This window comes from Spirillospora albida (genome assembly GCF_000718255.1).
In the GTDB taxonomy this organism is placed as follows: Bacteria; Actinomycetota; Actinomycetes; order Streptosporangiales; family Streptosporangiaceae; genus Spirillospora; species Spirillospora albida.
Genome location: NZ_JOFJ01000015.1, coordinates 60,695 through 74,415, shown reverse-complemented (window position 1 = coordinate 74,415; position 13,721 = coordinate 60,695). Strand labels below are relative to the sequence as shown.

Below are 13,721 nucleotides of genomic sequence, written 5' to 3'. Positions count from 1 at the left end.
GGATCACCGCCGCGCGGCGCGACCACGAAAGGCCACTACATCGACGACTTGTCCGTTAAATTGGGACAGTGAATTGGGCCGTGTCCACGTACGACTCCGCGTTCGGGTACGTATCCGCGCACGGTGCCCCGCTGGTGGACCTGCTCGACCCCCAGCCCGGCGAGCGGATCATCGACCTCGGATGCGGCACCGGCATGTTCAGCGCCGAGATCGCCGAGCGCGGCGCCGAGGTCCTCGGCATCGACGGCTCCCCCGAGATGGTCGCGCAGGCGGCGGCGCTGCACCCCGGGCTGTCGTTCATCGTCGGAGACGCCCACGACTTCACCGTCGGCGAGTCGTTCGACGCCGTCGCGTCCAACGCCGCCCTGCACTGGATGAACCGCGACCCGGACGCCGTCATCGCCCGCGTCCACGCCGCGCTCCGCCCCGGCGGCCGCTTCGTCGGCGAGCTCGGCGGCGCCGGCAACTGCGCCGAGCTGGTCGCCGCGATGCAGACGGCGTGGCGCGTGTTCGGCCTGGGCGAGCCCGAACTGCCCTGGTACTTCCCGACCCCAGCCGAGTACGCGGCGAAGCTGGAGGACGCCGGGTTCACGTTGCGGCTCCTGGAGCACGCGGACCGCCCGACCCGGATGACGGAGGGGCCGTCCGGCGCGGCGGACTGGGTGCGCGCGTACGCGGCGACCGCCCTCGCGGAGGTGCCCCCGGAACTCGTCGCCCCGCTCCTGGCCCGCGTGAACGACCTGGCCGCGCCCGCCCTGCGCCGCGAGTCGGGCTGGGTCGCGGACTACGTGCGGCTGCGGTTCGCGGCCGTCCGGAAGGCCGACGGGGGCGCCGCGATGCCCCTCGGCCCGCTGCTGAACGACACACCCCTCTAGGGTTGGGAACGTGCTGCGACTGCACGACCAACGGACCGGGCGCCTTGAGGACCTCCCAGGGGGCCGTGTTCTGCGCGTGCTGGTGGCCGACGAGGCAGGTCTGCGGACATGCATCGTCGCCGACCTGCTCCGCCGGGTCGCCGGCCGCGCCGGCCGGCACGCGCTGGTGATGGGACCGTCTCCTGACCTCGCCGCGTACGGGGTGCAGCCCTTCGATTCCGTGGACGGGCGTCCGGTGGACGTGCAGGTGGGCGGGGATCCCGGCGACGCGCTGACCTTGGCCGTCGGTGCGGAGCCCGCCTCATGGGCGGACGGCCTCGATCCCCTCTCGGCCCGCCTGGCGGCCTTGCAGACCCATTACCGGGAGCCCTTGGCCGGCCGCGAGGCGTCCGAGCGCCTGGCCGGGTGGCGGGAGGCGGTCGCCGAGTGGGCGAACGCGCCCGGACGCCCGATGGCCCGCGAGTACGCGGGGGCCGCGGAGACCGCTCTGGCCGATGATCTCGACAGCGCCCGAGCCCTCGCGGTCCTGGACGAGATCGCCGCGGACGCCTCCCTGCCGCCGGGCGCGAAACTGGAGACGTTCATCCACCTCGATCTGCTGTTCGGGCTGGATCTGGTGGCGCTCGTCGGCCGCGCATGATCCCCCGCGGTGACCTGCGGAGTGTCGGCTACCGTGTGATCCGTGTCGACTGAAGCGCCGGAAGCCTCGGCCCCCGCCCCACCGGCCCGGCGCCCGCGCCGCCGTCTCCGCGCGACCCTGCTGGTGTTCCTGACGCTGCCGGTTCTGGCGTGTGCGTCCATCGGCGGGATCGGCTGGCATTTCTCCGGCGTCGCGACCGAAGTCGCCCACGGCGACGAATACCCGCTGACCGTCCTGGAGGTCGGCTCCGGGACGGTGACGCTGCCGCGAGAGCCGGAGACGGCACGTCCCGGCACGTGGGGCCTGGTCTGGAAGGACGGACGGGCGCTGCTCGGCCCGGTCGTCGGCGGCGACGCGTCCAAGGTCGTCCGGAAGGTGACCTCGGTCGTCCAGGGCCGGCTGGCCAAGGGTCTCGCGGTCGACGTCGACCACTGGGTCTACGGAGGCGACCCCAAGCGCGCGCTGGGGATCGACTTCCAGGACGTGAAGTACGCGTCCGAGCTCGGCCCCATGCCCGCCTGGCTGCTCCCGGGGAAGTCGCCCAAGAGCACATGGGTGATCGGCGTCCACGGGCGGAACGCCGACAAGGCCGAGACGTTCCGCGTCATGCGGACCGTGCACGGCCTGGGCCTGCCCATGCTGTCCATCGCCTACCGCAACGACGTGGGGGCGCCCGCGTCGTCCGACGGCAAGAACCACCTGGGCGACACCGAATGGCAGGACGTCGCGTCCGCTGTCTCCTACGCGCGTTCCCAGGGGGCCACCGGCGTCGTCCTGCACGGCTGGTCGATGGGCGGCGCGATGGTCATGACGACCCTCCGCCGCGACGCCTACCTGCGCGCGCACCCGGCGTTCGTGCGCGGCATGGTCCTCGACTCGCCCGTCATGGACTGGGGCGCCACCCTGGACAAGCAGGGCGACGCCCGCGACCTCCCCCGCTTCCTGACCTTCGTCGCCAAGCAGACCCTCGAACAGCGCATCGGCATCGACCTGGAGTCGTTCGACCAGCCGCGCCACGCCGCCCGCCTGACCACTCCGACCTTGATGTTCACCACGAACGATGACGAAACCGTCGCCAATGCCCCCGCCTATGCCTTCGCAATGGCGGCGCCGCCTGGGATGGTGACTCACATTCCGACGGCCGGCGACCACACCGACTCATGGAACGTCGACCCGGCCGCCTACGAACGCGCCCTCGCGGCCTTCCTGACCAAGGTCCGCTGACACCCTTTCGATACCCGCCGGTCGCAACGAATCGCTTTTCTCCCCACACGCACCTCTGTAAGCTTTTCCGCGTATTCCGCCCCGTTGTCGGCTGACGCTCAGGGATGGCGATGCGCGCCGTACGTACCTCCCCGTCCAGGTTCAGCCACGGTGCCCTCATGCTGGCCGCTGCTCTGGCCCTGACGGCCTGCGGCCCTTCCCCGTCCGCGTCCGACGGCAAGCTCGACCCCGCCGGCTCCGCCGGAGACGCGCGCCCCTCCCCCGCGAGCACGGTGGCCGCACCGTCCGCCCAGCCGACGGAGCAGCTCTACAAGACCGTCCTCGACCGGTACCGCGAGTACCAGGCGGTCTACAAGCGCACGTACGAGAGGAACGATCCGTCAGAGCTCTCGACGGTCGCCATGGAGCCCCTCCTCAGCCGCCTTGTCAAGGACGTCGAGAAGACCAAGGCCAAGGGTGAATTCTGGCGGTTCACCAACTCGCTCAACCCGCGCGTCTACGCGAAGTCGAAAGACAGCACGAAGATCTACGTCCTCGATTGCGTCCGCACCCTGGCCGCCTACCGCTTCTCCAGCGCGACGGGGAAACGCCTCGGCGGAGGCCCAGGCGGCGCCTACGTCGTCAGGACCACCGTCCAGTACGACTCCGGCACCTGGAAGGTCGCCGAACTCGTCCAGGACCGCCCATGCTGACGGTCCGCAGAGAAGGACACGCGATGTCTCCGCTCACCAGCCTGCCGCGCAGGTCCATCGCATGCGCGGTCACAGCAGCGTCCCTCATGGCACCTTTGCTCGCCGCCGTACCGGCACGCGCCGCCCCGTGCAATTCGGTCAAGGATCCGTCGAGCGGAAAGCTCATCTGCAACCCCGTGCATGTCGGAGACAGGCCACCGGCCGGCGGGGGTCCGGGAGGCGGCGGAGGCGGCGGCGGTGATCCGGCGGCTCCACCACCCGAAGGGCTCAGCCCCGACCAAGGAACCGGCTTCGTTCCCGTTCCGGGCGGCCCTGCAGAACCAGCCCCCTTGAACACTGCCCAGCTCGTCCAGATGGCGATGGCGAGCGCCGCCTTCCCGGTCCCGAAAGTGCACACGGCCCCTAACGGGAAGACGTATGTACGAGTGCGGACGTCACTCTGGGTGGAAGGTTTCCGCGTCGTGGAGACGAATCCGGTGAGTGCGGGCGCTCAAACGGTTCAGGCGAGGGCGGAACCCGTGGCCGTCGAATGGAACATGGGGGAGAACAGGATCCGGTGCGACAACGCCGGCTCCAGGAACGGGAAGACCTGCGGTTATACCTACCGGCGGTCATCGGCCGGGCAGTCGGGGAGCGGCTCCTACAAGATCACCGCAACCATCATATGGAACGTCACGTGGCAATGCCAGGGTGCCGACTGCACCGCTCCCCAGGGAGCTCTGCCACCGATGGTCATGACCTCGCCGCCGACTCCGCTCATCGTGAGCGAGATCCAGACCAACACTGATCAGTGAACGAGATGGGGACACGCAGCTGGACGCTGCCCGGCTTCATCGAACTGAAGGAGCTGGGCTCGGGGGCGCAGGGAGAGGTCGTCCTCGCACGACACGAGACGGGCACTCCGGTGGCCATCAAGTACCTCTCTCCCGCCCTCCTCGGCGACCCGTTCATTCGGAACCTCTTTCAAACCGAGGCGGATCTCCTGAGACGCGTCATCGATCCCCACGTGGCGCGGCTTTTGGAGTACGTGGAGTCGCCCTACGGCGCCGCAATCGTCATGGAAGCGGTGCCGGGGCGTTCACTCCGACGGCTGCTGGAGGAGCGAGACGAGACCCTTACGCCAGAGACCGCGCTGACCATTTTGAAGGGTTCACTACTCGGGCTGGGTGCCGCGCACGCCGTGGGTGTCGTCCACCGCGATTACAAGCCGGAGAACGTGATAGTCCGGGACGACGGACAGAGCAAGCTGATCGACTTCGGGATCGCCGTCCTCGCCGGCCAGGGCAACCGCTTCGGCACGCCATCGTACATGGCGCCGGAGCAATGGGAAGGGGCGCCGTCTACATCGGCAACCGATCTCTATGCCGCCACCTGCGTCTTCATCGAATGTGTCAGTGGCCACAAGCCCTTCCGAGGAACAACTCTGGCAGAGCTTGAAGCGCAGCACTCAGAGGCTCCTGTACCGCTGGACGGCGTCCCGGAGCCGCTGCACCCCCTGATGCTGCGAGGTCTCGCAAAGTCCCCCTCCGACCGCTTTTGGAACGCTTACGAATTCGTTGCCGAACTAGAGGCGATCGCCGTCCAGACGTACGGTCCGGACTGGGAGCGCCGCGGCCTCCTGACTCTGGGTGCGTTGGCGGCGGCCATCACGACAGCAATTCCGCTAGGCATTCTCGGCAGTGCGCTCCTATCTCCCGGCATCTCGGCTACCGGTGGCGGTGCGGCAGCCTCCGGTGCAGCAGGAACCGGCCATGCGACAATGGCGGTCGGTCAGAGCATCTCGCAGGACGCGGCGTTCGGAGCCGGATCCTCTACCTCCAAGGGTGTGCTTGCCAAGGTCGGCGGAGCGAAGGGAGCCGCAGGCATCGGAGCCGCCACTGCCGGTGCCGTGGCCGCCGCCTGGTTCTTCTGGCCCGGTCCAACCATTGGCGGGACGAGTCAAGGAAGCGTCCATGCCGCATTCGCGAACCCGGGGATTCTCCTCAGTCAGGCGGACATGCCGGCCGCCGAGACGCCCTATATGGACTTGAAATTGACAGTGACTCCGGCACGGGCAAAGCCGGGGACAGCGGTGCGACTGGTGACACAGTTCCGAGCCAGAACCGTCGTGGGAGCCCTGTACCGACGAGGAGGATCCCGACAGTGCTACGGCGAGAACCCTGAACAAGAACAGATCAAGGGCTACGAGTTCTTCATGGGCGAAGAGCTGGAGAGCGACGACAAGAACCCGTACATCTCAGTGTTCTACCGCGTTCCCCCACTGAAGCGTAACGAGCTACCGAAGGATTCGAAGAACGCCGTCATCATCCCGGTCAACGGTAAGATCACCGGCGAGTCGCAGCCGTACATCCAGTCCGAGTGCGCCTACATGAGTTCCTGGACGGACACCCGCACGTTCAAGCTTCCCGGCCCCCGCGTCCTGCGACCTGGAAACTACCTCATCTCCCCAGTGACGCCGCCGCGCTTCGTGACCGCGGTCCAGGATGGCAAGAAGATCCCCGCCGCGTCGGCAGGCGCCATCGCGGAGGGGTCACTGCCGATGATCAAGATACTGGACGACTGAGCTTCCCATCCGCACTCAGTCAGCACGTGGCGACATCGACCGCTCGCCTATTCGTCCCGCTCACTCGCTTCCGCGACGAAGGTGCCGCGTCCCGGTACGCCGATGACCGCCCCCCGCTCCCGGAGCACTCGGAGCGCGTCCACGCAGGTACGGCGGGAAACTCCAAACTCCTCCGACAGCGCCGTGGCGGATGGGATCCGGCGGCCGGGCCGATACTCGCCCGCCGCTATGCGCCGCTCCACCTCCGCCACGATCTGGAGATAGATCGGCGTCGGCCCATCGAGGTCGATCATGACAAAACGGTATCCGACCTGCACCCATGCTTCCCGGCACGGTTTGGCAGGAACCGGCCTCGCCTGGCTCTTCCCTGATCTTCCCTGGTTCGCCTAGGCTAGTGAATGACACAAGAACGCCCCGCCCGGACGCTGCGACCCGCCGGACGGGGCTAGGACCGAACGCCTATAGGGAGGCGAACGACCCGTGAGACCTGATGCTAGGGCGCGGCTCGACGCGCTGGGAACCGTGCTGCGCGTGCATGGGATGCGCGCGTGGATGACACCGGACGGCCTGCACGTCGAGAACCCGCAAGCGGAAGGCTGCTGCTGGCTGCACCCGGCCGCCGTCCTCGCCATGGAGGCGCGCCGGGACGACGCCGGACGCCCCTGGTTCTGGGCCACGTGGCGTCTCGCCCTCGCCGAGGCCGACCACGTCCCCGACACCGTCACCGCCGTCAAGACCCTGCTGCACGGCCGCCCGGGAATGCCGCTGTGATCGCGCTCGCCTCCGCCTCGATCGGCGCGGTGGTGCTCGTCGCCGCCGCATCCGCCATCGCCGTCACCGTGAGCCGCAGGCCACGCTACGTCGGTCGGCACCGCACGCTCTTCTGACGCCCCTCGGCAAGGCGGCCCGACTTCGGTGGTCGGGCCGCCTTCCCACTCCGGGGGGACGGCGCTCCAAGACAGAGCTGCGAGGAAGCGGCGCGGCCGGTCGAGGAAGGCCCGCTACCGGATGCGGGCCGGTGCTCTGGCCTTCAGGCCGGAGGTGAAGGCCCGCGCTGGGAGGGCCGTCAGGCCCGAGCAGTGCCTTGACCGGGAGGGCTCTGCCGCTCGATGTACCGCTTCACGAGGTGAACACTTCGCGCCGAAACTTCGTTATTGCACGGAAATCAAATGGACATGTGTCGCGAAACGCGATGTCCACCAGTACGGATACCTTTAAGATCTATCATTTGCCGATGGTACGGTGCTTTTTGTGCAGCTCCGTGACCAGTTCCGCGTCTACCCGACGCCTGGCCAGCGGATCGAGCTGGCTCGGGCGTTCGGGTGCGCGCGGGTGGTGTTCAACGACGGGCTGCGCCTGCGGCGGGAAGCCCGCGAGCGGGGTTTGCCATACATCTCGGACGCCGAACTGTCCAAACAGGTCATCACGCGAGCCAAGCTGACCCCGGAGCGGGCGTGGCTGGGCGAGGTCGGTGCCTTCAAAACGCAGCGTCGGCAAGGCGCAGCACCACGGAATGTAAAACACATTTCAATTTCTGTATAGGCCACCGTCGACAAGGGGGGATATCTGGTGTTGTGCACCGAATGAGCAGTGCATGCCCTGGCGTTCGATGCGTTTCGGTTCGCAGAGTCCGCAGGCCATTCGAGGTGAACCTAGGACACCGGACCCCGCTCAGCCGGGGTCTGGCGGCCACCATTTGAGACGCGTCCTGTGGATCTTGAGCCATGGCCCATGGGCTTGCGCACCCATGAACGGCCAACGCCCGCGCGGTCGGCACGGCCTCACGCGACGGCGCCCGCTCAGCTCTCGGCGATCAGCTTGCGGTAGACGTCGTAGGCGGGCTTGGGCTGGTAGCCGCTGGTGGTCAGCCCGAGTTGGGCGGTCGGCTCAGGGCGGGCGGAGTCGGCATCACGCAGACCGAACAGTTCGTAATGGGTGACGTTGCAGTGCGCGGCGGTGGCGGTCACCGTGCGGATCATGATGTCCAGTCGGGCCGCCTGGTCGTCGACCGTGCGGTCGGGTCCGGTGGGGGTGCCGTTCTCGGCGACGTGAATGGGCACGTCCGGGCCGAGGTGGGCGCGCGGCATGCACTGCTCGCGCAGATGGCGCAGGGCGTGCTCGGTGAGCCCGGCCAGGGCGGGTTCGGGCACCGGAGAAAAGGCGTCCGGGTAGAGCCCCAGGCCCACATAGTCAACGTGGGCCGCGAAATCCGATGGTGCGAGCGCCTCCAGATGCGCCCAGAATTCCTCGTCGCCGCCGAGGAACTCGGGTGGTTCGGCGACAGAGAAGCCGAGCTGGACGTCACGGTGCCCTGCCGAGTCGAGCAGGTGGCGGGCGTGGCGAATCCCGGCGGTGAGGGCGTCGAGGACTCCGGGAGAGCTGCCGTCAATCCAGGGCAGCTTGAAATTCGGCTCCAGGGTGATCTGCAGGAAACGCACGATGGACCCGTATCGGAGAACCACCCGCTCGATGAAGTTCAGCCAGCCGTCGAGGTCGGCTTCGGGCGGCAGGTAGCACAGGACCAGGTCGAGCCGGCGGTTTCCGGTGCGGTACCACTGGTCGGGCATGGTCAGCTCACGCATCCGCCGCTCGGGCGCCAGGACCCGCGCCTTCTCGGGGTCGGCCGGAGTTCCTAGGAAGTGCACGTATTCGCGGACGACGAAGGGCCGTCCGCCGCTCAGCCCACTGACCAGATCGTCGATGGCCGCCGGGGCGTCGGGCGGGCCCGCCGTGGCGGCCACCTGGCCGGCCGCGTAGATGCCGTAGGTCAAGCCGTTCACGTTCACCCCTTCGTCGGCCACGCCAGCTCGCCGTTGTCGACGCGCGCGATCAGCGCGCGGATCCATTCCGCCTCGGAGCGCAACTGGTGCAGGACGAAGTCGACCTCGATCATGGTGATCTCCGGCAGTCCGGAATCGCCCGCCCGCTCCAGCTCCGCGATCCGCTCGTCCAGCGACTCCTGCCGCCCGCGCAGGATCTCCGGGGCCTCGGAAGGGTCGAGTGCGCCGAGATAGGCCAGGGCGTCGATGAACGTCGAGGTGTTCACCTTGACCTCGCGGATCTGACGCCGCACCCGTTCCTTGAAGACGTCCCAGCCCTGATCGGTCAAGGCGTAGACGGTACGCGCCGGACGATTGCCCATCTGCTCGACCCCGGTCGGAGCGACCCATCCGGCCGCCTCCAATGACCGCACGAGCGTGTAGACGGAGCCGCTCTTGGCGTTCAGGTAGGGATACCGCTCGTTGAGCGCGACCGCCAGCGCGTACTGGTGCATCGGCCGCTCCACCAGGAGGCCGAGCAGCCGCAGAGCCAGGGGGTTGTCCACCGCAGTCAATGGCATACCCGAATACTATCACTCGTATACGGCTATATTGCCAGGCGGGATGTGCGCGGCTGAGCGCCCCGATCCACACGACGCCGCGCCGCTCACGTGCCGCATGGTCAGCGGAGGGGGCGGCCTTTTATGGCGCGGCCCAGGGCGCTGCCTTCCTTCCATTCCTCCCAGCCGATGGCCCAGGGGGTGGGGCCGTTGCCGAATTCCAGGCGGCGTTCGGTGCCCGTCACCAGGACGATGTCGCCCCGTCTGGTGAAGTCGTAGAACCACTCGGCGTCCTCCGGGGACACGTTGATGCAGCCGTGGCTGACGTTGCGGTCGCCCTGGTCGTACACCGACCAGGGGGCCGAGTGGATGAACGTGCCGCTGTAGGTCAGGCGGACGTTCCAGTGAGTCCTGACCCGGTACTCGCCGGGTTCACCGACGGTGTCCGAATCCATGATCATCTTGGCGCGCTTCTCTTGGGCGATCATGGTGCCGGACCACGTCTCGTAGCCCGGCTTGCCGAGACTCACCCGCATCTCCCGGATGGCATCGCCGTCCTCGTAGACGGTCGCGTGCAGCGTCTCCCCGTCCACGTGGGTGATGTGCCGGTCGCCGACCCTGAAGTTCAGGACGCGGTCGTGCGCCCCCAGCAGCCCGTTCCCGAGCCGAATGCCCTTCAGGTCCGCCACGACCCGCACCCGCTGCCCGGCGGGCCAGGGCTCCCTCGGCCGGAAGTCGACCTCCCGGTCGTTGATCCAGCGCCAGGCGCCCCAGACCCGCTCCGACATCCGGACGGTCAGGCGGCGCTCCACCTTCCGCTTCGCGGACACGCCGGTGATCGGCGCGGAGAAGAACACCTGGACGGGCATCCCGACACCGACCAGCTCGTTCTCCAGCGGCGCCATCCGCAACGCCAGCCGGCGCTCCGCGGCCGAGGCGAGCGTCACGTCCTCCTGATCGACGGATACGGGCTGCCGGGCCCCGCCGGTATCGGTCCGAGTGGTCCCCGCCAGGGCGAGCGCCGCGGCCAGTGTGCTCATGATGACCGCCCGTACGGCCGTGTGCTCGTCCATGCCGCCCCCCGAAACCGACACAGGTGATCATCGGTATATGCGCAGCGGGGCGGAAAGTAACCCGGGAACGTTCCAAAAGCGTCGCAATCCTGGCTCACCGGTGCGATAGGTGTGGCGGATGCGGTGCCCGAGAGGCGCGGATGCGGTGAGGCGACCGGGGCGGTCCGGGCACGCTGCTATGATCGCGGCCGTTGCGCGGGTGAATGCAGTGACACGCCCGGGAGCCTCGCCAGGCGGTCCGGCGGGCCGCATCTCCCCGGCTCCCCGCCCGGAAAGACCGAACCGACGGCCGCAGCCGACAATCACATAGGACGAGAGACGTCCTGCCCGCCGCACGTCCAGAGTAGGTGCCCGGTGTTGCCATCCCCTCGCAAGGGCCGAAGCCCGGCCGAGCCCGCCGGACGGCGGCGCGGTTCCGCGCGGGCCGCCGTCCTGGGCAACCGGCTGTTCGCGGCGCTGGTGGCCGTGGGCGTGGTCCTGCGGGTCGTGGCGATGCTGGGGTATCCGCCGGCGCTGTGGTTCAACGACGGGTACGACTATGTCCGGATCGCGGACGACCCGTTCCCGCATCCGCTGCGACAGGTCGGCTACGGGTTCTTCCTGTGGGTTCTGAAGCCGTTCCACAGCCTCGCCCTGGTGACGGGGCTGCAACACCTGATGGTCGTGGCCCTGGCGGTCGTCGCGTACCGGGTGCTGATCCGCGATTTCGGGGTCCGGCGGCCGTGGGCCGCGGTGGCGCTCGCGCCGGTGCTGCTGGACGGCTACCAGATCGAACTCGAGCACATGGTGCTCTCGGACACCCTCTTCACGGCGCTCGTGTTCGCCGGCGTCCTGCTGCTGGCCCGCCCCGGCCCGGCGGCGGGATGGCGGCGGGCCGCGCTCATCGGGGGGCTGCTCGGCCTCGCGGCCCTCACCCGGACGGTCGGGATGCCGCTGATCGGCATCGCCGTCCTGTACCTGCTGGTCAGGCGGGCCCGCTGGACGGCGCAGGTCGCCCTGGTGGCGGCGTTCGCGCTGCCCCTCGTCGCGTACGGCGCGTGGTTCCACGGCGTCCAGGGGCGGTTCGGGATCACCGGGCCGGGCGGGGTGTTCCTGTGGGGCCGGACGGCCGCCTTCGCCGACTGCGACCGGTTCGCGCCGCCGCCGGACATCGCGCGCCTGTGCCCGTTCGGCGCGCCGGACGACCGGCCCGCGTCGTCCCACCAGATATGGGAGGACAACTCCCCCACCGGCTGGAAGAACGGCCAGGCGTTCTCGCCGAAGACCGACGACGACGCGCGCCGCTTCGCGATGTGGGCGATCGCGAACCAGCCGCTCGACTACGCGCGGGTGGTCTCCTACGACTTCTTCGTCCGGACGTTCTCGTGGAACCGCGAGGCTTACCCGACGCCGGGCACGGAGGCGAAGTACCGGTTCCCGAAGCGTCCCGACCGGATGCGGCCGCTGCCGGTGATCGGCGGCGGCGACCGGCTGTCCGTCGTCCGGGAGTACGAGCACGGCTCGGGCCGGACGGAGGTCGTGGAGCCGTTCGCGGGCGCGATCCGCGGCTACCAGCGGCATGTGAGCGTGCCGGGGACGGTCCTCGGCGCGGTCCTGCTCGTCGGCGCGGCCGGGGTGCTGCGGCGCCGGGCGCGGCCGGGCACGGTGCCGCTGTGGCTGACGGCGGTGGTGCTGCTGGCCGTCCCGCCGGTCACCGCGGACTTCGACTACCGGTACATGCTCCCCGCCGTGCCGTTCGCGTGGATGGCCGCGGTGGCGGCCTGGGCCGGACGCCGCCACCCGGACGAGGCGGCGCCGGAGCCGATCCCGGTGCGCGTGCCCCGGCAGGAGCCGGAGGCCGAGCCCGCCCGCGCGTGAGGCCGTCCGCCCCCGACGCGCCGGCTCAGGGGCGGCCCGGCGGGACCCAGCCGCCGAAGCGCTTCTCCAGGTGCATGGCGACGGCGATCGTCACGTGGTCGTTGCCCGGGGCGCCCGCGACCTGGACGCCCAGCGGCAGCCCCCTCCGGTCGAGCCCGAGCGGCACCTGCGTCACCGGCAGACCGAGCAGGTTGAACGTGAGCGCCGGAGCGATCAGCCAGGGGCGCGCGACGATGCCGCCGTGCCGCGGCGCGACCGTCGCGAACGACGGGTGCAGCCACACCCCGTCCCCGACCGTCTCGGCGGCCTGCTCGGCGAGCCGCATGCCCGCGACCCGGAGCTTCGCGGCCTGGCGTTCGGGCAGCCGGGCGCCGAGCGCCTCCATCCCGACCAGCATCCGCGTCGCGACGGTGTGCGGGCCGCCCCGCCGCAGCAGCGACCGGACGCGCGGCGCCGCAGCGCCCTGCTCGATGAGCGTCTCGGCGAGGGTCTTCTGCGAGATGTCGTCGAAGGCGGTGAGGTAGAGCCCGATCACCGTCCGCAGGTTCTTCATCGGCACCCGCCGCAGCCTGGCGCCCGCGTCGGCCAGCGACCGCGCCGCCGCGACCCGCGCGGCCAGCATGTCCCTCGATATGGGCGTGTACGAGAAGTCCTCGGAGACGACGACCTTGAGGCCGCTCAGGTCGACGGTCTCCGGGTCGCCGAGGGGCGTCTCCCGGACGAACGTGTCCACACCGTCCGGCCCCGCGATGATGCGGAGCAGCGGCATGAGGTCCGAGGCCCGCCGGGCGATCGGCCCCTTGGACAGCATCCGGCCCTCGCCCGGCGACCCGCCGGGGAACTCGCCCGTGTTCGGGACGATCCCGGGCGAGGTCTTGTGCCCGAACACCCCGTTGAAGAACGCGGGCAGCCGGATCGACCCGCCGATGTCCGAACCGATCCCGAACGGCGACCCGCCCGCTCCCACGCAGGCGCCCTCGCCGCTCGACGACCCACCGGACGTCCGGGACGGGTCGTAGGGGTTGCGCGTCCGCCCGTAGAGCCGGTTCTCCGACTCGATCCACATGCACAGCTCGGACGTGTTCGTCACGCCGAGCGGGACGGCGCCGGCGTCCAGCACCCGCCGCACCACGGTGGCGTCCGTCGTGGCCAGGACGTCCTTGCGCGCCACGACGCCCGCCGCGTTGGGCATCCCGGTGAACGCGAGCGACTCCTTGATCGTGCACGGCACTCCGAGCAGCGGCGGAAGCTCCTCCCCCGCGTTCGCCGCGATCCGCGCGTCGGCCGCGTCGGCCTCGGCCCGCGCCGCCTCGAACCGGTCCCGGGCGAGCCCGTTGACGACCGGCTGGACCCGCTCCAACACCGCGATGTGGGCGTCCACGACCTCCCGGGACGTGGTCCGCCCGTCGCGGATCGCCTCCGCCAGCTCGAACGCGGACGCAAGGGTGAGCTCCACGATCCCTCCACCTAAAACTAGA

General features: G+C 69.7%; 14 protein-coding genes. 9 read left to right on the top strand and 5 right to left on the bottom strand.

Annotated features, from left to right (window positions below; genetic code table 11):
- Positions 1 to 80 precede the first annotated feature (80 nt).
- The 6 genes from IE99_RS0119965 (at position 81) to IE99_RS32755 (ending at position 5,994) form a co-directional block, all read left to right on the top strand.
- A complete protein-coding gene (locus IE99_RS0119965) occupies positions 81 to 875 on the top strand; it encodes a class I SAM-dependent methyltransferase (RefSeq protein WP_245623278.1) in 795 nt (264 codons plus the stop codon).
- 10 nt (positions 876 to 885) lie between these two features.
- Positions 886 to 1,515: a hypothetical protein gene (locus IE99_RS30525; RefSeq protein WP_157610404.1), complete on the top strand. Its 630-nt coding sequence runs from the start codon at positions 886 to 888 to the stop codon at positions 1,513 to 1,515.
- A gap of 42 nt (positions 1,516 to 1,557) precedes the next feature.
- Positions 1,558 to 2,739 (top strand): alpha/beta hydrolase, encoded by a 1,182-nt coding sequence (locus tag IE99_RS0119955; protein WP_157610403.1) that lies wholly within the window; start codon positions 1,558 to 1,560, stop codon positions 2,737 to 2,739.
- Positions 2,740 to 2,849: 110 nt separating this feature from the next.
- Positions 2,850 to 3,431: a hypothetical protein gene (locus IE99_RS0119950; RefSeq protein ID WP_157610402.1), complete on the top strand. Its 582-nt coding sequence runs from the start codon at positions 2,850 to 2,852 to the stop codon at positions 3,429 to 3,431.
- A gap of 461 nt (positions 3,432 to 3,892) precedes the next feature.
- Positions 3,893 to 4,225 carry a hypothetical protein gene (locus tag IE99_RS0119940; RefSeq protein WP_157610401.1) on the top strand — a complete coding sequence of 111 codons (333 nt, stop codon included), beginning with the start codon at positions 3,893 to 3,895 and terminating at the stop codon, positions 4,223 to 4,225.
- A 5-nt stretch (positions 4,226 to 4,230) separates the two neighbouring features.
- Positions 4,231 to 5,994: a serine/threonine-protein kinase gene (locus IE99_RS32755; RefSeq protein WP_245623290.1), complete on the top strand. Its 1,764-nt coding sequence runs from the start codon at positions 4,231 to 4,233 to the stop codon at positions 5,992 to 5,994.
- 47 nt (positions 5,995 to 6,041) lie between these two features.
- Here the strand turns inward: IE99_RS32755 and IE99_RS0119930 are convergent, their stop codons facing one another.
- A complete protein-coding gene (locus IE99_RS0119930) occupies positions 6,042 to 6,287 on the bottom strand; it encodes a GntR family transcriptional regulator (protein WP_030172832.1) in 246 nt (81 codons plus the stop codon).
- A gap of 187 nt (positions 6,288 to 6,474) precedes the next feature.
- Between IE99_RS0119930 and IE99_RS0119925 the strand changes: the two genes are divergently transcribed.
- Together IE99_RS0119925 and IE99_RS31350 are read left to right on the top strand one after the other, a co-directional pair.
- Entirely contained in the window at positions 6,475 to 6,765 is a 291-nt protein-coding gene (locus tag IE99_RS0119925) for a hypothetical protein (RefSeq protein WP_157610400.1), read from the top strand.
- Positions 6,766 to 7,245: 480 nt separating this feature from the next.
- Positions 7,246 to 7,536, top strand: coding sequence for a helix-turn-helix domain-containing protein (locus IE99_RS31350; protein ID WP_425423840.1), 291 nt, complete (start codon positions 7,246 to 7,248; stop codon positions 7,534 to 7,536).
- A gap of 257 nt (positions 7,537 to 7,793) precedes the next feature.
- Here IE99_RS31350 and IE99_RS0119915 read toward each other — a convergent pair whose 3' ends face one another.
- From IE99_RS0119915 to IE99_RS0119905, 3 genes are all read right to left on the bottom strand, one after another.
- Positions 7,794 to 8,795: a glycoside hydrolase family protein gene (locus tag IE99_RS0119915; RefSeq protein ID WP_051712862.1), complete on the bottom strand. Its 1,002-nt coding sequence runs from the start codon at positions 8,793 to 8,795 to the stop codon at positions 7,794 to 7,796.
- The gene (locus tag IE99_RS0119910; protein ID WP_030172814.1) at positions 8,777 to 9,334 is read right to left on the bottom strand and encodes a PadR family transcriptional regulator; all 558 of its coding nucleotides are present in this window, start codon (positions 9,332 to 9,334) and stop codon (positions 8,777 to 8,779) included. Before IE99_RS0119910 ends, IE99_RS0119915 begins: the two co-directional genes overlap by 19 nt.
- 101 nt (positions 9,335 to 9,435) lie before the next feature.
- The gene (locus tag IE99_RS0119905) at positions 9,436 to 10,386 is read right to left on the bottom strand and encodes a L,D-transpeptidase (protein ID WP_051712851.1); all 951 of its coding nucleotides are present in this window, start codon (positions 10,384 to 10,386) and stop codon (positions 9,436 to 9,438) included.
- Positions 10,387 to 10,740: 354 nt separating this feature from the next.
- On the opposite strand from IE99_RS0119905, the gene IE99_RS0119900 reads away from it, so the two are divergent.
- The gene (locus IE99_RS0119900; protein WP_157610399.1) at positions 10,741 to 12,243 is read left to right on the top strand and encodes a hypothetical protein; all 1,503 of its coding nucleotides are present in this window, start codon (positions 10,741 to 10,743) and stop codon (positions 12,241 to 12,243) included.
- A gap of 25 nt (positions 12,244 to 12,268) precedes the next feature.
- On the opposite strand, the gene IE99_RS0119895 is transcribed toward IE99_RS0119900, so the two are convergent.
- On the bottom strand, positions 12,269 to 13,699 hold the full coding sequence (locus tag IE99_RS0119895; protein ID WP_051712847.1) for an amidase: 1,431 nt from the start codon (positions 13,697 to 13,699) through the stop codon (positions 12,269 to 12,271).
- Positions 13,700 to 13,721: the final 22 nt, after the last annotated feature.